The following is an 18,524-nucleotide window of genomic DNA, read 5'->3' as shown; positions in this document are numbered from 1 at the left end:
GGAGCCAGGCCGGTCAGATGTCGAGCTTGCTGATCTTCGCGCCGTTCAGCGACACGTCGACCATCGCCCCCGCGTTGGTCTGGACGAAGGCAATGACAGGCTGCTGCGCCGTCACGGTGTCGATCGTGCCATTGGCGCCCACCTTGGCCAGCGCCACGCTGGCATCGGCCCCGACGGTCCAGCCCTTCGACTGCACGAACTTGTCGTACGCCTCGGGCGTCATGAACATGATGATGACCGAGCGGGACTGGCCGCCGGCGGTCAGGCCGATGGAACCCGCAATCGTCCGGTAGTAGCCGTGCGTGGCGCCCTTGCTGCGCAGCGCGCCATCGCCATACTCGCCACCGATCACGAGTCCGCCGGACAGCACGCGCGGGAACACCAGGATGCCTTGCGCACGGTTGCCCAGCTCCTGGGCGCTCTTCACCGAAGAATAGAGCCGGTTCAGCGCCCCATCGACGCCAGCGTCGATTTCTCTGCGCTGGGCAGCCGCATCGGTACCCGCTTTGGTGCCCGTCGTCGTGCAACCGGCAGCAAAGGCGGCCGTGGCGACCAGCAGGCCCGACCCGGCAACCCGGGTGACAAACTGACGTCGATCCATTTGTTGTTCTCCTGGAGGGGAAAGGTACTGCGTCAGAGGCGATGCGGCAGGGTTGCCGGACCGGTCAGCCAGCGGTTGGTGCCTTGACCGTGATCGCCACGACTTCCTTGATCACGAACTTGGCCATCTGGCCCTTCTTGATACTGGCGAGATCGATGCCCGGGTCCTGGACCTTTACGGTGCGCAGAGTCTCACGCGGGCCGCGGAACGTGACTGTGCGCTTGGCAACATCCACATTGGTGACTTGTGCGGTAATGGTGGTCGTGATTTCGCGCATGACGCCGGGCTTGCCGCCCTCGGGCGCGTGAGAGATGCGCTCGACCTGTTCCATCAGCGCGGTGTCCTTGCTGCCGATCGGCTCCAGCCCGGCCACCACGGCCGCGCCACGTGTCAGTGTGACGATGTCGCCCTTTTTGACGTTGCCGATGTTCTTGGCTTCGTCTCCCGCGATGATTTCGACGAGGTTGCCGCCCGGGCCCTTGACCAGCACGGCCTTCGAGTCGGGATCGACATTGACGACCCGGCCGCTGACCACCGCTTCCTCGGCCACGCCGATGGGCGCGGGGGTCGATGGTTTCTGGGCCTGGGCGGCGCCGCCCCAGGCGAACATCATGCAGGCGGCAATGGAAAGGGCGTGCTGGGCTCTGATTTTCATGGCTGTCCTTGTTGGCGCGGGCGCGCATTTTGTAAAAAGGATGGAGCCATTGTGGACAACTGGCCATAAGCCATCAATCCACTTCGAAAAAACTTGCAGGGGTTTCCGAAAACGTTTAATTGGCGCACGGCCGCACGCGCGGAGGCTTCGGGGCCTGGGTCAGACGGCCGCGCGAACGGGCTGCGAGGGCGGCTGTTGCACCGCCGGGTGCCACCGGGGCCACCGGGGCCGTGGTGCCTGTCAGAGTAGGGTGCCGTCGCCGTCGCCGCGGTCGCTCTGCGGCGACGCCAGTCCGAAATGGCGATAGGCGGCGGCGGTGGCTACCCGGCCGCGCGGGGTCCGCTGCAGGTAGCCCTGCTGGATCATGTAGGGCTCCAGCACGTCCTCGATCGTGTCGCGGGCTTCGCCGATGGCGGCTGCCAGGTTGTCCACGCCCACCGGGCCGCCATCGAATTTGTGCAGCACGGCCTCCAGCAGCTTGCGGTCCATCAGGTCGAAGCCGACGCTGTCCACGTCGAGCATCGCCAGCGCCGCGTCGGCCAGTTCGCGCGTGATCGTGCCGTCGCTCTTGACCTCGGCGAAGTCGCGCACGCGGCGCAGCAGCCGGTTGGCGATACGCGGGGTGCCACGCGCGCGACGTGCGATTTCGAGCGCGCCGCCAGCATCGATGGTGGCGTTGAGCAGTTGCGCCGACCGCGTGACGATGCGCGCCAGTTCGTCGGCCGTATAGAACTCCAGCCGTGCCACGATGCCGAAGCGGTCGCGCAGCGGGTTGGTCAGCATGCCGGCGCGCGTGGTGGCGCCCACCAGCGTGAACGGCTGCAGGTCGAGCTTGACCGAACGCGCGGCCGGGCCCTCGCCGATCATGATGTCGATCTGGTAGTCCTCCAGCGCCGGGTACAGGATTTCTTCCACCACGGGCGACAGGCGGTGGATTTCGTCGATGAACAGGACGTCGTGGGCTTCGAGGTTGGTCAGCAGCGCGGCCAGGTCGCCGGGCCGCTCCAGTACGGGGCCCGACGTCTGACGCAGGTTCACGCCCATTTCGCGCGCGATGATGTGGGCGAGCGTGGTCTTGCCCAGGCCCGGCGGGCCGAACAGCAGCACGTGGTCCAGCGCCTCGCGACGCTTGCGGGCCGCATGCATGAAGATGTCGAGCTGGCCACGCACCTTTTCCTGCCCGACGTATTCGTCGAGCAGCTTCGGGCGCAGCGCGCGCTCGAAGGCTTCTTCCTGGGTGGAGGCGGGGGTGGCGGAGATTACGCGCTCCGGCGGGCGCTCGCCGGTCAGCTTGTCGGTTTCGATCATGGCAGTGGAAGGCTATATGACGCCATTCTACGCTGCCGGTGCTTGCGGCCCGGCGGCAACGCAGCGTCATCCCGTGCGGGCAGCGTCATCCCTTTGACAGTGCCTTGAGCGCGAGCTTGATGCCCTCGGACACGCCTGTGCCGGCCGGCACCTGCTTGATTGCCTGCGCGGCTTCCTTCTCCGAATACCCGAGCGCCAGCAAGGCGTTGAGCACGTCGACGGCGCTGTCGGGCACGGGCGCGGCACCGGGCACGTGGCCCTGGTCGGCGCCCAGCTTGCCCTTCAGCTCCAGCAGCAGGCGCTCGGCGGTCTTCTTGCCGATGCCGGGAATCTTCGTCAGACGTCCGGCTTCCTGCATCGTCACGGCCTGTGCCAGTTCGGGCACGGACAGGCCGGACAGCACGGCCAGCGCCATGCGCGCGCCGATGCCGGTGATCTTGATCAGTTCCCGGAAGGTGTTGCGCTCGGTGGCGCTGCCGAAGCCGAACAGCAGGTGGGCGTCCTCGCGGATGATCTGCTGCGTCAGCAGCACCACGGGCTGGCCCGTGGCGGGCAGGTTGTAGAAGGTGCTCATCGGCACATCGATCTCGTAGCCGACGCCGTGGCAGTCGACCAGCAGATGCGGGGGATTCTTTTCAAGCAGGGTGCCGGCGATGCGTCCGATCATGATGGATGTGTTCAGGTGCGAATTTTGGCCGCCAGTGTAGCGCGGCCCGTGGGGTTACTGGCCGGCCGGCGTGGCCACGGCGCGACGCCCCAGCGCGGGGTCGTCCGTGAAGAAACCGTCGATGCCGGCGGCCAGGAAGGCCTGTACCTCGCGCACCATGCCGTCCGGGTTGCGGGTGGCATCGTCGCCGGGGGCGCGCAGCGTCTTCGGCAGGAAGCTGTTCTCGGGACGGAACGTGTACGGGTGCACCACCAGCCCGGCGGCATGCGCGTTGGCTACCAGCGGTGTGGGCGCCGCCAGGCCGCCCCGGGCGTCGCGCGGAATCACAAGGTTCTTCTCGGGGCCGATGCCGTTGGCGTAGGTGGCCACCTCGCGCAGCCCCAGCGGCGTCAGCATCGACGCATAGGTGCGGCTGTCGCCGGCCAGCCGCCAGTCGGCGGGGCGCTGCCTGGCGTTGCCGATCAGCTGCACGATCTTCACGTTCGGCATGGCGCTGCCCAGCAACCGCTTCATGGTACGCAGCGGGCCCACTTCGAACGACTGCACGTACACCGGCGCGGTTTTCGCGTAGGCATTGCCCTGCAGCGTGGCGGCGAGCTTTTCTTCGAGCGGCAGGCCGATGCCGCGGAAGTAGCTCGGATGCTTCAGTTCGGGATAGATGCCCACCGGGCTGCCGCGGCGGCCGGACGCCTGCGCCGCCAGCTTCAGGATTTCGTCGAAGGTGGGGATTTCGAACTGGTCGTCGAGCTTGGCGTTGTAGGGCCGCAGCTTGGGGATGCGCTCGCGGGCGCGCAGCGTCTTGAGTTCGGCCAGCGTGAAATCCTCGGTGAACCAGCCGTCGATGCGTTCGCCGTCGATGACCTTGATGCGGCGGCGGCCGGCAAACTCGGGCACCTCGGCCACGTTGGTGGTGCCGGTGATGTCGTTCTCGTGGCGGGCCACCAGCACGCCGTCTTTCGTGGCGACGAGATCCGGCTCGATGATGTCGGCGCCGTCGTCGATGGCCTTCTGGTACGACGCCAGCGTGTGCTCTGGCCGCACGGCGCTGGCGCCGCGATGACCGATGACCAGCGCCGGAGCGGGTGCGGGGGCCGGGGCGGCCGGTGCGGGCGCCGCGGCGGGCGGTGTCGCGGTGGAAACCGGCGCGCGCGGCGCGGTGACACAGCCGGCGACCAGCGTGGCCGTGGCGGCAGCCAGTGAAAATCGGAAAACGAGGGATTGCGGCATCTGGGGCGTTCCTGAGCGGGCTCTCGAACGCCGATTCTAAGCGACGCAGGCTTCAGGCCCGTCGCATCCGAAGGTCAGTCGGCCTGGCAGGTGTGTCAGCCGGATCAGCCGATCAGCCGATCAGCCGGCCGCGCCGCACGCGCAGCCCCTTGCGCGCCAGTTCCGGTGCCATCGTGGCCAGCGTGCCGAGGGTGTCGCCGCCGTTGGCATGGCAGATCGCCACGCCCAGCGCGTCGGCGGCATCGCTGCTGGGGCGGCCGGACAGCGCCAGCAGGCGCATCACCATCTCCTGCACCTGTTCCTTGTTGGCGCGCCCGTAACCGACCACGGCCACCTTGAGCTGCAGTGCCGTGTACTCGAACACGGGCAGGCCCTGGCCCACCAGGCCGCAGATAGCCGCGCCGCGCGCCTGGCCCAGCAGCAGTGTCGATTGCGGATTGACGTTGACGAAGACCTTCTCGATGGCCGCGCAATCGGGCGCATAGGTGCGCGCGATCTCGGCAATCCCGTCATAAAGCGTCTTCAGGCGCTGAGGCAGGCTTTCGTCGCCATTGCTGCGGATCGTGCCGGAGGCCACATAGGCAAGCTTGTTGCCGTGCTTTTCGAGCACGCCAAAGCCGGTGGTCCGCAGACCGGGATCGATGCCGAGAATGCGCATGAAGCGGGGGAGGGAAGACAGATGGCGTAGTGTACGCTGCCCGCGCCTGCAATGCTGCAGGTTTGCGCCCCCCTCCGCGCGAAGCGGGAGAGGGGGCCGTCCAAGCTTAGTGGCGGAAGTGGCGCGTGCCGGTCAGCACCATGGCGATACCGCGCTCGTCGGCGGCGGCGATCACTTCGTCATCGCGCATCGAACCGCCCGGCTGGATCACCACGGTGGCGCCAGCGTCGACCACCACGTCCAGGCCGTCGCGGAACGGGAAGAACGCGTCCGATGCAACGGCCGAACCGGCCAGTGTCAGGCCGGCGTTCTGGGCCTTGATGCTGGCGATGCGGGCCGAATCCACGCGGCTCATCTGGCCGGCGCCGACGCCCAGCGTCATGCCGTTGCCGCAGAACACGATGGCGTTCGACTTCACGAACTTGGCCACGCGCCAGGCGAACATCAGGTCGTCCATTTCCTTCGGGGTCGGATGACGGCGCGTCACCACGCGCAGTTCGCCCGGCTGCACGTTGCGGGCGTCCGGGCCCTGCACCAGCAGGCCGCCGCCCACGCGCTTCAGGTCATACTGGTTTACACCCTTGCCCAGCGGGATTTCCAGCAGGCGCACGTTCTGCTTGGCGGCAAACACGTTGCGCGCGGCGGTGCTGAACGACGGGGCGATCAGCACTTCCACGAACTGCTTGGCCACGGCCTGGGCAGCGGCCTCGTCCAGCTCGACGTTGAAGGCGATGATGCCGCCGAAGGCCGAGGTCGAATCGGTCTTGAAGGCCTTGTCGTAGGCTTCCAGCGCGTTGGCGCCGATGGCCACGCCGCACGGGTTGGCGTGCTTGATGATCACGCAGGCGGCGCCGTTGGCGGCGTCGAACGACTTCACGCATTCCCAGGCGGCGTCGGCATCGGCAATGTTGTTGTACGACAGTTCCTTGCCCTGCAGCTGCACGTAGTTGGCCAGCGCGCCGTCCACGGTCTTCAGGTCGCGGTAGAACGCGGCCGACTGGTGCGGGTTCTCGCCATAGCGCATTTCCTGCACCTTCTCGAAGGCCAGGTTCAGCGTCTGCGGATAGCTGCTGCGGCCCTGGTGCGACTTGTCGGCGCCAAGGCTGGTCAGATAGTTCGTGATCGCGCCGTCGTACTGGGCGGTGTGGGCGAATACCTTGGTGGCCAGGCGGAAGTTGGTATCGTAGCCCACGCTGTTGGCGTTGGCGCGCATTTCGTCGAGCACCACGGCGTAGTCGGCCGGATCCACGATCACGGTCACGTCGCGGTGGTTCTTGGCCGCCGAGCGCAGCATGGTCGGGCCGCCGATGTCGATGTTCTCGATGGCGTCCGGCAGCGTGCAGTCATCCTTGGCCACGGTCTGCTGGAACGGGTACAGGTTCACCACCAGCAGGTCGATCGTCGGGATGTCGTGCTCGGCCAGGGCGGCCATGTGCTCGGGCAGGTCGCGGCGCGCCAGGATGCCGCCGTGCACCTTCGGATGCAGCGTCTTGACGCGGCCGTCGAGCATTTCGGGGAAGCCGGTGTAGTCGGCAACTTCCGTGACGGGCAGGCCGGCGTCGGCCAGCAGTTTGGCGGTGCCGCCTGTGGACAGCAGCGTGACGCCGAGCGCGTTCAGGTCGCGGGCGAAATCGACGATGCCGGTCTTGTCGGAAACAGAGAGAAGGGCTTGCTTGATCATGGCTTGGGGGAACGCTTCAAAGTAATCCGTGTTGCTGCAGCTTCTTGCGAAGGGTATTGCGGTTGATGCCGAGATACGCGGCCGCCAGCGACTGGTTGCGCTCCGCGCGCAACATCACGGCTTCCAGCAGCGGCCGTTCCACGGCCTCCAGCACCATGTTGTACATGTTCGACGGCTCTTCGCCGTCCAGGTCACGAAAGTAGGTATCCAGGCTGTCCCGGATACATTGGTCGATAGCGTTGCGGCTCATGCGGCAAGCAGTTCCCGTTTCTTTTTGTTGTGGATGTGTTCTTCTTCGTCCGTGGCGGCGTCATCGACATAGACCAGGCGATCCGAGATGGCCGCCTGCTCGTCGAAGAACGCATTGACCGCTTCCAGCTGCGCGCCGGTGGTTTCCAGCGTGTTCATGCGATGGCGGAACAGGTTCGCGCCCTTCAGCCCGCGCGTGTACCAGGCAATATGCTTGCGTGCGGTGCGCACGCCGGTGAATTCGCCGTAGAACGCGTAGTGATCCGCCAGGTGATGGTTCATGATCGCGCGGATCTCGGCCACTTCGGGCGCCGGCAGCAGTTCGCCGGTCTTCAGGAAGTGCTCGATCTCGCGGAACAGCCACGGACGCCCCTGCGCGGCGCGACCGATCATGATGGCGTCGGCGCCGGTTGCTTCCAGCACCAGCTTCGCCTTGTGCGGCGACGTGATGTCGCCGTTGGCCACCACCGGAATGCGCAGCGCCGCCTTGACCGCGGCGATGGTCTCGTACTCGGCGTCGCCGTGGTACAGGTCGGCGCGGGTGCGGCCATGGATCGTCAGCATGCTGATGCCGGCGTCTTCGGCCATGCGCGCCACGCGCAGCGCATTCTTGTGCTCGCGGTCCCAGCCGGTGCGGATCTTCAGCGTGACCGGCACGCGGTCGCCCACGGCGCCCACCACGGCCTCGACGATGCGTACCACGAGCGGTTCGTTCTGCAGCAGCGCCGAGCCGGCGGCCACATTGCAGACCTTCTTGGCCGGGCAGCCCATGTTGATATCGATGATCTGCGCGCCACGGTCGACGTTGTAGCGCGCCGCCTCGGCCATCATCGACGGCTCTGCGCCGGCAATCTGCACCGAGATCGGCTCGACCTCGCCCGCGTGATTGGCGCGGCGCATGGTCTTTTCGCTCTTCCAGAGCTGCGCGTTGGACGCCACCATCTCGGACACCGCGTAACCCGCGCCCAGCTGCTTGCACAGCTGCCGGAACGGCCGGTCCGTCACCCCGGCCATGGGGGCGACAAAGAGGTTGTTGCGGAGCTGGTGGGGACCGATCTGCACGGTGACGACGCTGGAATCTGGCTGGGGACTGGCAAAAACATGCCCCTGCCGGAACAGCTGTCGGCGTGGTCGGGGTCATGGGCGAGGCCGGGATTTTACCGCCAAACTGGTACGGTTGCCCAATAAATGAGCAAATATCGTGGAATGGGAGGGCGTCGCCCCCCACCAGTGGCGCTACCGGCGTGCCCCGAACATCATTTGCCGGGCCAGCGCATGCTTGAGCGGGGCCACGCAGGCCAGGGCGGCCAGCGACGCGCCGCGCGCATGAGCCGCCAGCGGGCCGCCGATACCGAACACGCGAGGCAGCAGATCGGTAATACCGATCGTCATGGCGCGGTCCAGCCGGTGGCGACTGGCAAATGTCTGCAAGGCCTGCGGCGTGCAGCCGGCCCGTAGTGAGTCGGCCAGCGCAAAGGCATCGCGCAGCCCAAGGTTCAGGCCCTGGCCGGCTACCGGATGTAATGTTTGCGCCGCATTGCCAACGGCCACCATCCGGCCGCTGACGGTCACAGGCGCGGCATTGAGTCCCAGCGGGAAGGCGTGCCGCTTGCCCACCAGCGCGAAGCGGCCAAGGCGCGTGCCGAAGGCCCGCCCCAGTTCCTCGGCGAACTCGGCGTCGGACAGCGCCAGGCGTCGCTGCGCCTGTTCCGGCGCGCAGCACCAGACCAGCGCGTAACCTGGCACGCCATGATCCTCGTGCGGCAGCAGCGCCAGCGGCCCTTCGTCGGTAAAGCGTTCCCAGGCCCAACCCGGCTGCGCCTGCGAACAGGTGACATGGCCAATGATGGCCGTCTGGCCATAGTCGCGCCGCCGTGGGGCATGGGTAGTGCGCGACTGGCGCTGCACCTGCTGGTGGAACAGTCCCCCTTCGGCCTGGATGGCGATACGTGCCGCATAAGTCACCGGCAGCCCATCGTGGTCGACATGGGTGGTGCCGCGCAGCCGCACGAGGTCGGAGCCACTGCGGTCGCCCCGGTCGCCGTCCTGGTCGATATGCTCGATGCGGGTCTCGAAAACGCGTTCGAGGCGGCCCGGCGCGGCGTCGGCGGCACGGGCAAGCGCGCGTTCCAGCGTCAGGCACAGGTCGCCGTACTTGACCACGTGGCCCAGTGCCGGCACGCCATAGTCGTCGTGATGCAGCTTCACATGGCCGAAACGGCCGCGCTGCGACACGTGAATGTGCTCGATCGGTTGCGCGGGCACTGGCCAGGCGCCAATCTGCTCCAGCAACTGGCGGCTGCCGTGCGACAGCGCGATGGCGCGTGGATCGCGCGCCGCGCGGGCCGGCGTGGCCGCGTCGATCAGCGTCATCCGCCAGGGCGTCGTACGCAGCAGCTGGCAGGCCAGCGCCAGGCCCACCGGCCCGCCGCCGACGATGGCAATATCGCGCGGCTCGGGGTCCGTCACCGGTGCCGCACCGGCAGTGTCAGGGCTGGCCGCTTGTGTCATGGCGGGCTTCCTCCTGCACGGGCGCCACCTCGGCCGCGCCGCGCTTCCACAGGTTCGCGTCGGTGCGCGACTTGCCGGCAGCGGCGTCGCGCATCGCGTTGTCGAGCTTCTGCTGGCTGAAGCCCGGCAGTTGCTGCAGCCGTTCGATCAGCGCGTCGTGGTTGGCCGCGGTCATCGGCACCACACAGCCCTGCTGGCTGTCGGCGTCCCCGGCCAGGATCAGCCAGGGCGTGCCTGCCCAGGGCGCGCGGTCGGACACGCGCACTACCACGCGTTCCAGCCCGTCCCACGCCAGCTCTTCGCGCTGGCCATCCGGGCGGTGCACGACCAGTCGGTCGTCATACAGGTTCACCACGAATGGCTGGTTTGGGTCCACGGGGTGGACGGTGCTCCGGTGCTTCGGTACGCCCACGCCAAACAGCTTGCTCAACAACGCCTTCATCGCGACGATTCTCCATTGCCGCGCATCAGTGCCTCGATGTCGTCGGCCTTTACCGGCACGCCGCGCGTAATCAGTTCACATTCACCCGAGGTCACCACGGCGTCATCCTCGATGCGGATGCCGATATGCCAGTAGCGTTCGGGCACGTCTTCGGCCGGGCGCACGTAGATGCCCGGCTCGATGGTCAGCACCATGCCCGGTTCCAGCGGACGCCACGGGCGTTCGCCCTCCTGGCCGGCCGGCAGCGGGCCGGGCACGCGATACTCGCCCACGTCGTGCACGTCCATGCCGAGCCAGTGGCCCGTGCGGTGCATGTAGAAGCGGCGATAGCTGCCGCTGGCCAGCACGTCATCGAGCGTGCCTTCCTTGTTGCGGTCGAGCAGGCCCGTGTCGAGCATGCCCTGCGCGAGCACCTTCACCGCCGCGTCGTGCGGCACGTTGTAGGGCACGCCGGCGCGTGTCTCGGCGATGGCGGCATCCTGCGCGGCCAGCACCAGGTCATACAGTTCGCGCTGGGCGGGCGTAAAGCGGCCTGACACCGGAAAGGTGCGCGTGATGTCGGACGCGTAGCCGTCCAGTTCGCAGCCGGCGTCGATCAGGCACAGGTCGCCATCGCGCAGTTCGGCCGGACCGGCGCGATAGTGCAGCACGCAGGCATTGGGACCGGCCGCCACGATAGAGTTGTAGGCCACGCTCTGCGCGCCATGCCGGCGGAATTCGTAGAGTAGTTCGGCTTCCAGGTGGAATTCGCGCAGCCCGGCACGCGACGTGCGCATGGCCCGCACATGCGCCTGGGCCGAAATCTCGGCGGCGCGGCGCATCGTGGCGATTTCTCCGGCATCCTTGAACAGACGCATTTCGTCGAGCAGCGTGCGCACATCCACGGCCACCGATGGCGACGACACGCCGGCGCGGCCTTGCATGCGCACGGCGTCGAGCCAGCGGCGCACGTTCGCGTCGATGTCGGCGGTGGCGCCCAGCGGATAGGCCAGTTGCGCGCGGTTGGCCAGCAGCGGCGGCAGCAGCTTGTCGATCTCTTCGACCGAATGGGCCTCGTCGAAGCCGAAGGTCGCGCGGGCACTTTCCGGGCCAAAGCGGAAGCCGTCCCAGATCTCGCGCTCTTCATGCTTCGGACGGCAGAACAGGATGCTCCGGTCGCCGCCTTCGCCCGTTGCGCCGGCCACGAGCACGAGCACGGCCTCGGGCTCGGTGAAGCCGGTCAGGTAATAGAAATAGCTGTCGTGCCGGTATGGATAGTCGCTGTCGCGGTTGCGCATGGCTTCCGGCGCGGTCGGCACGATGGCCACGCCGCCGCCATGGGCGCGCAGGTGTTGCAGCACACGGGCACGGCGGTCGCGGCACGCGCCAAGGAGAGCGGAATCGGGTGCGGACATGGAAGGAAGCCGGTGAGGGGAATGTGCCGATTCTAAACCCGACGGCGCGCGATACGGGCGCGACATGCGATCTGAAAGGCGCTTGAAAGGCTGCAACACGGTGCGCGCCGTGCGAATCCGGACGTTCAGGCGCGCAGCGCGCGGTCCAGGGCAGCCAGCTGCTCGGGGGTGCCGACGTTTTCCCAGCGGCCATCGAAGCGTTCGCCGGTTGCCGTACCCTGGCGGATCGCGTCGCGGTAATACGGCGACATGGCCACCTTCTGGCCCGGCGCGACATCGCGGAAAAGGCGCGTGTCGTAGAGCCCGATATTGCCGAAGGTCAGCGCCTGTCCGGCCACGCCGTCGGCAGGCATGCGCAGGTGGCCGTCATCGCCCAGCACGAAGTCGCCGTGCGGATGGAAGGGCGGGTTGGGCACCATCACCAGATGCATCTGGGGGCGCGCGGCGGCCGCCATGGCACGGGTGCGCGGCAGCAGCCGCCGGTAGTCGAAATCGCAGAAGATGTCGCCCGACACGGCCAGGAAGACCCCGTCGCCGCCATTGGCGGTCAGCAGCGGCAGCGCGTGGGCGATACCGCCCGCGGTTTCCAGCGCGGTGCCTTCCGCAGACCAGTGGATACGCACGCCGAACTGCCGCCCATCGCCAAGCGCCGCTTCGAGCCTGTCGCCCAGCCAGGCATGGTTGATGACGATGTCGCGGAACCCGGCGCGGGCCAGCGCCTCGATCTGCCAGACGATCAGCGGCTTGCCGCCCACGGCCAGCAGCGGCTTGGGCGTGGTATCGGTCAGCGGGCGCATGCGGTCGCCGCGCCCGGCGGCAAAAATCATCGCTTTCAAAACAGGGTCTCCAGGCCGATCAGCGTGGCCATGCCGCTGGCAATCGTCCAGCCCACGCTGCGGGTGCGGGCCGCCACGACGATGGCCACCAGGCCAGCCATCAGGCGGGTGTTGTAGGGACTCAGGTACACCGCGCCGTCGTGCATCAGCAGGTCGGGCGCGATCAGCGCGGACAGCATGGCGGCCGGCACGAACTGCAGCGCGGTGCGGAACCACGGCGGCAGGCGCACGCGGCCTTCCACGGCGATGAACGACAGCCGGATCAGGTAAGTGGCAAGGCCCGCGCCCAGGAACACCCACAGCAGGGTCAGCGAACTCATGCCACGTGCTCCTTGCTGTCGGGCGCTGCGGCGGCATGCTGCCCGCCGCGACGGTTGCGTTCGAGCAGCAGCATACCCGCGGCAATGCCGCCCAGCGCCGCCACCATGATGCCGAGCTTGTGCGGCATCGTGTAGCAGGCCACGGCCAGCGCGGTTGCCACGAGCGCCGCCGCCACCTGTGCGCGGTGCTTGAGGTTCGGCACGATGATCGCGATGAAGGTCAGCGGCAGGAAGAAATCGAGCGGCCAGTCGCGCGGCACCTGGGCGCCCACCAGCACGCCGGCCAGTGTCGACAACTGCCAGCTCGACCACAGCGCGATGCCGGCGCCAAAGTAGAACCAGTGGCGGTAGCGGGCACGCGGGCCGGTATCGCCGAGGCGCCGCGTCATCGCGGCAAATGCCTCGTCGGTCAGCAGGTAGGCCACCAGGGCTTTCCAGCGGCGGGGCAGCGGCGCCAGCGACGGCGCGATGGTGGCCGAATACAGCGCATGACGCAGGTTGACCATGGCCACCGTGAACGCGATGATCAGGGCCGGGGTGCCGGCGGACCACAGCTGGGTCAGGATCATCTGCGACGCGCCGCCGAAGACAATGGCACTCATCGCGCAGGCCAGCCCGGCCGGCATGCCGGCGTTGACGGCCAGCACGCCGTAGATCAACCCGAACGGCACCACGCCCAGCAGCATCGGCGCCAGCGCGCAGACACCGGCCCACCACTCGCCGCGGCGCGTGATGGAGGAGTCCGGGGGCGTTTCAACAGGCGCGGCCACGTTCAGAACGTCAGGCCGGTGGGCCGCTCGGTGCCTTCCAGGGCGTCAAGCAGACGCACGAGCTTGCGCATTTCCGAATAGCGGCCCGCCACGCTGCGCGTGTACTTGAGCACCAGCGGCATGTCGGCCAGGTAGCCGTCCTTGCCGTCGCGGTGGTACAGGCGCGCGAAAATGCCCAGCACCTTCAGGTGGCGCTGCAGGCCCATCCATTCGAAATCGCGGTAGAAATCGCCAAAATCGGCAGCCACCGGCAGGCCCGCCCTGCGTGCCTGTTCCCAGTAGCGGATCAGCCAGTCGAGCTGCTGCTCTTCTTCCCATTCGATATAGGCGTCGCGCCAGAGCGATACCGCGTCGTAGGTGATCGGGCCGATCACGGCGTCCTGGAAGTCCAGGATGCCCGGATTGGCGCCCGCCGTGGCGCCTTCGGGCAGCACCATCAGGTTGCGCGAGTGGTAGTCGCGGTGGACGTAGACCTGCGGCTGGGCCAGGTTGTTGGCCAGGATTGTGTCGAAGACCTCGCGCAGGTCGGCCTGCTGGCGGTCGTCGAGCGTGGCTCCGAGGTGTTTGGCCACATACCACTGCGGGAACAGGTCCAGTTCGCGCTGCAGCAGCGGGCGATCGTACGCCGGCAGTTCGCCGGGGCGCGTGGCCAGCTGGATACGCACCAGTGCGGCGGCGGCGTCACCATACAGCGGACGGGCCGAAGCGGCGTCCAGGCGCGACAGGTAGGTCTGGCTTCCCAGGTCGGCCAGCAGCAGGAAACCCTGCGCCAGATCCTGTTCCAGTACGGTGGGCACCGTCACGCCGGCATCGCCGAACAGCCTCGCCACGTGGATGAAGGGCCGGCAGTCCTCATGGGTCGGGGGTGCGTCCATCACGATGGCGGTCGGATGCCCGGGATGGCCGGTCCGCACGCGGAAGTAGCGGCGGAAGCTCGCGTCGGCCGATGCCGGCGCGCACGAGGCGGGGTCGATCGACCAGGTTGTGCCGAGTCCGGCAACCCACGATTTCAGTTGTTCGATACGCGGGTCGTGACCCGGGTCGTCAATAAGTGCAGCCATGCCGGAAAGGGAGAATACGATGCCCCGTATAATACCCGACCAGACCCGGGCGCCGGGTGGCCCTCGGGAGGGGCCTTTGTCGCCCCGCAGCCCGCTCCGGCATTGGGCTGGGGGGCGCGGGAGCCGCATTGCGACGCCCCCGCGCAGCGCCCGCCGCCGAGCCGACCGATAACCGTTTGCATGACCGAACAACGACAACCGCATCATCCGGCCACCCGACCGCCTGCGCTCCAGGGCATGCCCCGCCGCGCCCGCGTGCCCGCCAGCGCCCTGCGACCGCTCGTGCTGGCCATGGCCGGCCTTTCGGTCAACGCGCATGCGCAATACGGCGCTGCGTCCACCATTCCCAATATCGAGATGATCGAGCCGGTGGTCACCCAGGCTGCCGAGCCCGAGCCGCCGCCGCCCGAGGCAGGCGAGCTGGTGCCGCGGCTGACCGAACCCCCGCCCCAGCCCGCCAATGCGGGCAGCAGCACGCTGGGGGTGACGCCCTCGGCGACGCCCTCGAATCCGAATGCGCCGGCTTATGTCTCGGGCGACCGGATGACCGGGTACAACGAGAAGGGCGTCGAGCTCGAAGGCAACGCCGAACTGCGCCGCGACGGCGGCGTGGTCAAGGGCGACAAGCTGACCTACGACCAGGACACCGACGAGGCCCACGCGACGGGCAACGTGCGCTTGTCCAAGAGCGGCACGCTGGCCGTCGGGCCGGAGGCGAAGCTGCGCGTGCAGGCCAATGAAGGCTACATGCTGTCGCCGGACTACTATTTCAACCAGACCGGGGGATCGGGCAGCGCCGAGCGGATCGACTTCATCGATCCGGACCGCAGCACGCTCAAGAAGGCGACTTATACGACCTGTTCGCCCGACAATGCCGACTGGTATTTCAGCGCGCGCAAGCTCGACCTCGATAGCGATCGCGAGGTGGGGGTGGCGTACGGCGGGGTGCTGAACTTCTTCGGCGTACCCGTGGCAGCCGCACCGGCGTTCTCGTTTCCGCTGAACAACGATCGCCGCAGCGGGGTGCTGCCGCCGCTGTTCGGCTACAGCTCGAAGTCGGGCGCGGACATCACCGTCCCGTACTATTTCAACCTGGCGCCTAACCGCGACCTGACCGTGTATCCGCGTATCCTGTCGTCGCGCGGGGTGCAGCTGGGCGGTGATTTCCGCTACCTTGGCGATGGCTACAGCGGCCGCATCCGCGCGGAATTCCTGCCAGACGACAAGAAGGCCGGACGCGACCGCTGGGCATACTCGATCCAGCACAGCCAGCGAATCATCCCGGGCATGACGGCGTACGCCAACGTCAGCAAGGTCTCGGATGACCAGTACCCGGATGACCTCACACGTACCGTATCGCAGTCCACGCTGCGCCAGTACACGCAGGAAGGCGGTGTGGTCTACGGCTGGCAGAACTGGACGTTCCTGGCCCGTGTGCAAAAATTCCAGACACTCCGTCCAAGCGAGCCTTCGTACGAGCGCGAGCCGCAGATCAATGCGAAATACACGCGCTATGACCTGGGCGGATTCGATATTGCGCTGGACACCGACTACACGCGGTTCAAAATCCCGCTGACGTCGACGGGATTCCAGCAACCGGAAGGCAGCCGCGCCTACTTCAACCCTTCGATCAGCTATCCGATCATCCGGCCGGGCTGGTATGTGACACCGAAGGTCATCTTCAACGCGGCGCAGTACAACATGGACGCGGGCACGAACACGACCGGGGCGTCCAACACGCTGAGCCGTGCGATTCCGACCGTTAGCGTCGATTCGGGCATGACGTTCGAGCGCGATGCGCCAGGCCTGAGCCGGCTGTTCGGCGTGAACTACACACAGACGCTGGAACCGCGCCTGTTCTACGTCTACACGCCGTTCCGCGACCAAAGCCAGTTTCCGCTGTTCGACACCGTACAGTCGGACTTCAGCTATGGCCAGATCTTTACCGAGAACCCGTTCAGCGGTAATGACCGGATTGCCGACAACAACAAGCTGACCGCGGGCCTGACCACCCGCCTGATCGAATCCGAGACCGGCGTCGAGCGGTTCCGCGGCACGATTGCGCAACGGATCGACTTCACCGGCCAGCGCGTGCAGATTGGCGGCACGCTGAACGATACCAAACCGACGTACTCGGACCTGCTGGCCGCGACGACCATCCAGCTGTTCCGCGGCTACTACCTTGACGCGGGCATCCAGTGGAATCCGGACCAGAACCGTGTCAACTACTCGAACGTGGCGTTCCAGTGGCGTCCGGAGTCGCGCAAGCTGCTTAATGTGGGCTATCGCTACCGCCGGCCCACCTCGGTCACGGACAATACCGCGATCGACCAGTTCGAGGTTTCGGGCCAGTGGCCGATCACCCAGCGCGTCTACGGCATTGGCCGCGTGGCGTACGACCAGTCGGCCAACCAGCTGGTGGATGCGCTGGCCGGCTTTGAATACACGGCCGACTGCTGGGTCGGCCGCTTCGTGTACCAGCGTTTCCGCAACACCACGAACGGATACACCGGCCGGGTCTTCCTGCAGGTGGAATTCCGCGGATTGTCGAAAGTCGGCTCCAATCCGCTGGACATGCTGCGCCTGAACGTGCCGGGCTACGAGCCCGTGACCGCGCGACCGGTGCCCACGTCCCCGTACGATCACTATGAATGACGGACCAAGATGAAACGTCAAGCCTTTTCGGTTATGTCCCGCCTGAAACCCTGGCAGCAGGTGCTGCTCTCCGCGGTGCTCGTCACGCTGGCCGCGCCGGCCGCCGCGCAACTGCGCGCCCCGGGCGCGCGCACCCAGGGCATCTTCGTGCCGCAGCAGAGTGGCCAGACGAGCACGGTGGCGCCCAGCCAGCCGCAGATGGGCATTCCGCAGCCGGCGCAGAAGCGATCGCAACTGGTGGACGAGGTGGTTGCCATCGTCAACAACAGCGTGATCACGCGTCGCGAGCTGCTTGACCGGGCCGACGAGATCGAGAACCAGCTCCGGGCCGCGAATCGCCCGATTCCGGAGCGCCCCGACCTGCTCGGCGAAGTGCTGGAGCGGCTGGTGATGGAGCGCGTGCAGACGCAGGCCGCGCAGGACGCCGGGATCAAGGTCACCGACCAGGAAGTGGACCGGGCGATCGAATCGGTCGCGCAGCAGAACAAGATGTCGGCGACCGATCTGCGCAGCCGCGTGGAAGCCAGCGGCATGAGCTGGACCAAGTACCGCGACGAACTGCGCAAGCAGGTGCAGGTGATCCGCCTGCGCGAACGCGAAGTGGACTCGAAGGTGCAGGTCTACGACGGCGAGATCGACAACTTCCTGGCGGCGCGTAGCGGTCAGCCCGCCGCCGTGGGCCCGGCCGAATACAACGTGCAGCAGATCCTGGTGCGCGTGCCCGATGACGCATCCGAGGCCCAGAAGGCACAGCTCAAGGCCAAGGCCGAAGGCCTGCTCAAGCAGGCGCAGGGCGGCGCGGACTTTGCCGAACTGGCCAAGGCCAATTCGGATGCGCCGGAAGCGTCGCAGGGCGGCTCGCTCGGCTTCCGCGAGATCGGTCGCCTCCCCGCGCTGTTCGCCAATGCCGTGGTCGATCTGCAGCCGGGCAAGGTGGTGCCGGACGTGGTGGAATCGGCCAACGGCTTCCATGTGCTCAAGCTGGCGGCCAAGCGCACGGCGGCTCCGGCGCAGCAGGCCACTGCCGATCACATCACGCAGACGCAGGTGCGCCACATCCTCATCCGTACCGGCCCGAACATGCCGGAGGCGGAAGCGAAGCGCCAGATGACGACGCTGCGCGACCGTCTCACGCATGGCGCCGATTTTGCCGATGCGGCGCGCCGCTATTCGCAGGACGGTTCCGCCCAGCAGGGCGGCGAACTGGGCTGGGTGTCGCCGGGCGAACTGGTGCCGGCGTTCGAGCAGGCCATGAACCGCCTGCGTCCGGGTGAAATCTCCGAGCCCGTGGTCACGCAGTTCGGTGTGCACCTGATCCAGGTGGAAAACCGTCGCGAGACCGAGGTTTCCGCCGAGAAGCAGCGCGACTTCGCCCGTCAGGAAGTGCGGGAACAGAAGCTGCGCGCCGCCTATGATGACTGGGTGCGTCAGCTGCGCAGCGCGGCGTACGTGGAATACCGGATCAACCGACAACGCTGACGCGCGTCGC

Annotated in this window: 18 protein-coding genes; 2 read left to right on the top strand and 16 right to left on the bottom strand. The window is 67.4% G+C overall.

Annotation, left to right across the window (positions count from 1 at the left end):
• Positions 1-13: 13 nt before the first annotated feature.
• The 16 genes from BLQ58_RS05560 to BLQ58_RS05485 all read right to left on the bottom strand — a co-directional run bounded on the left by BLQ58_RS05560 (position 14) and on the right by BLQ58_RS05485 (position 14,380).
• Complete coding sequence (locus tag BLQ58_RS05560) at positions 14-601, bottom strand: BPSL1445 family SYLF domain-containing lipoprotein (protein WP_092595338.1); 588 nt, start codon at positions 599-601, stop codon at positions 14-16.
• Between the two features lie 64 nt (positions 602-665).
• Entirely contained in the window at positions 666-1,256 is a 591-nt protein-coding gene (locus BLQ58_RS05555) for a hypothetical protein (protein WP_092595336.1), read from the bottom strand.
• A 240-nt stretch (positions 1,257-1,496) separates the two neighbouring features.
• On the bottom strand, positions 1,497-2,564 hold the full coding sequence (gene ruvB, locus BLQ58_RS05550) for a Holliday junction branch migration DNA helicase RuvB (protein WP_092595334.1): 1,068 nt from the start codon (positions 2,562-2,564) through the stop codon (positions 1,497-1,499).
• A gap of 85 nt (positions 2,565-2,649) precedes the next feature.
• The gene (gene ruvA, locus BLQ58_RS05545) at positions 2,650-3,231 is read right to left on the bottom strand and encodes a Holliday junction branch migration protein RuvA (RefSeq protein WP_092595332.1); all 582 of its coding nucleotides are present in this window, start codon (positions 3,229-3,231) and stop codon (positions 2,650-2,652) included.
• Positions 3,232-3,285: 54 nt separating this feature from the next.
• Positions 3,286-4,458, bottom strand: a complete 1,173-nt coding sequence (locus tag BLQ58_RS05540) for a glycerophosphodiester phosphodiesterase (RefSeq protein WP_092595330.1) — start codon at positions 4,456-4,458, stop codon at positions 3,286-3,288.
• A 112-nt stretch (positions 4,459-4,570) separates the two neighbouring features.
• Positions 4,571-5,116, bottom strand: coding sequence for a crossover junction endodeoxyribonuclease RuvC (ruvC, locus tag BLQ58_RS05535; protein WP_092595328.1), 546 nt, complete (start codon positions 5,114-5,116; stop codon positions 4,571-4,573).
• 106 nt (positions 5,117-5,222) lie between these two features.
• Complete coding sequence (purH, locus tag BLQ58_RS05530) at positions 5,223-6,797, bottom strand: bifunctional phosphoribosylaminoimidazolecarboxamide formyltransferase/IMP cyclohydrolase (RefSeq protein ID WP_092595326.1); 1,575 nt, start codon at positions 6,795-6,797, stop codon at positions 5,223-5,225.
• 16 nt (positions 6,798-6,813) lie between these two features.
• The gene (locus tag BLQ58_RS05525; protein WP_066739474.1) at positions 6,814-7,047 is read right to left on the bottom strand and encodes a Fis family transcriptional regulator; all 234 of its coding nucleotides are present in this window, start codon (positions 7,045-7,047) and stop codon (positions 6,814-6,816) included.
• Positions 7,044-8,108, bottom strand: a complete 1,065-nt coding sequence (gene dusB / locus BLQ58_RS05520; RefSeq protein WP_092595324.1) for a tRNA dihydrouridine synthase DusB — start codon at positions 8,106-8,108, stop codon at positions 7,044-7,046. Before dusB ends, BLQ58_RS05525 begins: the two co-directional genes overlap by 4 nt.
• 174 nt (positions 8,109-8,282) lie before the next feature.
• Positions 8,283-9,557 (bottom strand): UbiH/UbiF/VisC/COQ6 family ubiquinone biosynthesis hydroxylase, encoded by a 1,275-nt coding sequence (locus BLQ58_RS05515; protein WP_092595322.1) that lies wholly within the window; start codon positions 9,555-9,557, stop codon positions 8,283-8,285.
• Positions 9,535-9,999: a hypothetical protein gene (locus BLQ58_RS05510; RefSeq protein ID WP_092595320.1), complete on the bottom strand. Its 465-nt coding sequence runs from the start codon at positions 9,997-9,999 to the stop codon at positions 9,535-9,537. Before BLQ58_RS05510 ends, BLQ58_RS05515 begins: the two co-directional genes overlap by 23 nt.
• Positions 9,996-11,393 (bottom strand): aminopeptidase P N-terminal domain-containing protein, encoded by a 1,398-nt coding sequence (locus BLQ58_RS05505; RefSeq protein ID WP_092595318.1) that lies wholly within the window; start codon positions 11,391-11,393, stop codon positions 9,996-9,998. The genes BLQ58_RS05510 and BLQ58_RS05505 overlap by 4 nt, the downstream gene beginning before the upstream one ends.
• A 125-nt stretch (positions 11,394-11,518) precedes the next feature.
• A complete protein-coding gene (murU, locus tag BLQ58_RS05500; RefSeq protein WP_092595316.1) occupies positions 11,519-12,229 on the bottom strand; it encodes an N-acetylmuramate alpha-1-phosphate uridylyltransferase MurU in 711 nt (236 codons plus the stop codon).
• A complete protein-coding gene (locus BLQ58_RS05495) occupies positions 12,226-12,549 on the bottom strand; it encodes an AzlD domain-containing protein (protein WP_092595314.1) in 324 nt (107 codons plus the stop codon). Before BLQ58_RS05495 ends, murU begins: the two co-directional genes overlap by 4 nt.
• The gene (locus tag BLQ58_RS05490; RefSeq protein WP_092595312.1) at positions 12,546-13,235 is read right to left on the bottom strand and encodes an AzlC family ABC transporter permease; all 690 of its coding nucleotides are present in this window, start codon (positions 13,233-13,235) and stop codon (positions 12,546-12,548) included. The genes BLQ58_RS05495 and BLQ58_RS05490 overlap by 4 nt, the downstream gene beginning before the upstream one ends.
• 86 nt (positions 13,236-13,321) lie before the next feature.
• The gene (locus BLQ58_RS05485; protein ID WP_092595310.1) at positions 13,322-14,380 is read right to left on the bottom strand and encodes an aminoglycoside phosphotransferase family protein; all 1,059 of its coding nucleotides are present in this window, start codon (positions 14,378-14,380) and stop codon (positions 13,322-13,324) included.
• 180 nt (positions 14,381-14,560) lie between these two features.
• On the opposite strand from BLQ58_RS05485, the gene lptD reads away from it, so the two are divergent.
• Complete coding sequence (gene lptD, locus BLQ58_RS05480; RefSeq protein WP_092595308.1) at positions 14,561-17,035, top strand: LPS-assembly protein LptD; 2,475 nt, start codon at positions 14,561-14,563, stop codon at positions 17,033-17,035.
• A gap of 9 nt (positions 17,036-17,044) precedes the next feature.
• Positions 17,045-18,514 (top strand): peptidylprolyl isomerase, encoded by a 1,470-nt coding sequence (locus BLQ58_RS05475; protein WP_092595306.1) that lies wholly within the window; start codon positions 17,045-17,047, stop codon positions 18,512-18,514.
• Positions 18,515-18,524 lie beyond the last annotated feature (10 nt).

It is taken from the genome of Ralstonia sp. 25mfcol4.1 (assembly GCF_900104095.1).
Lineage (GTDB): Bacteria > Pseudomonadota > Gammaproteobacteria > Burkholderiales > Burkholderiaceae > Cupriavidus.
The sequence above is the reverse complement of the archived record's forward strand: the minus strand, read 5'-3'. Positions and strand labels throughout refer to the sequence as shown.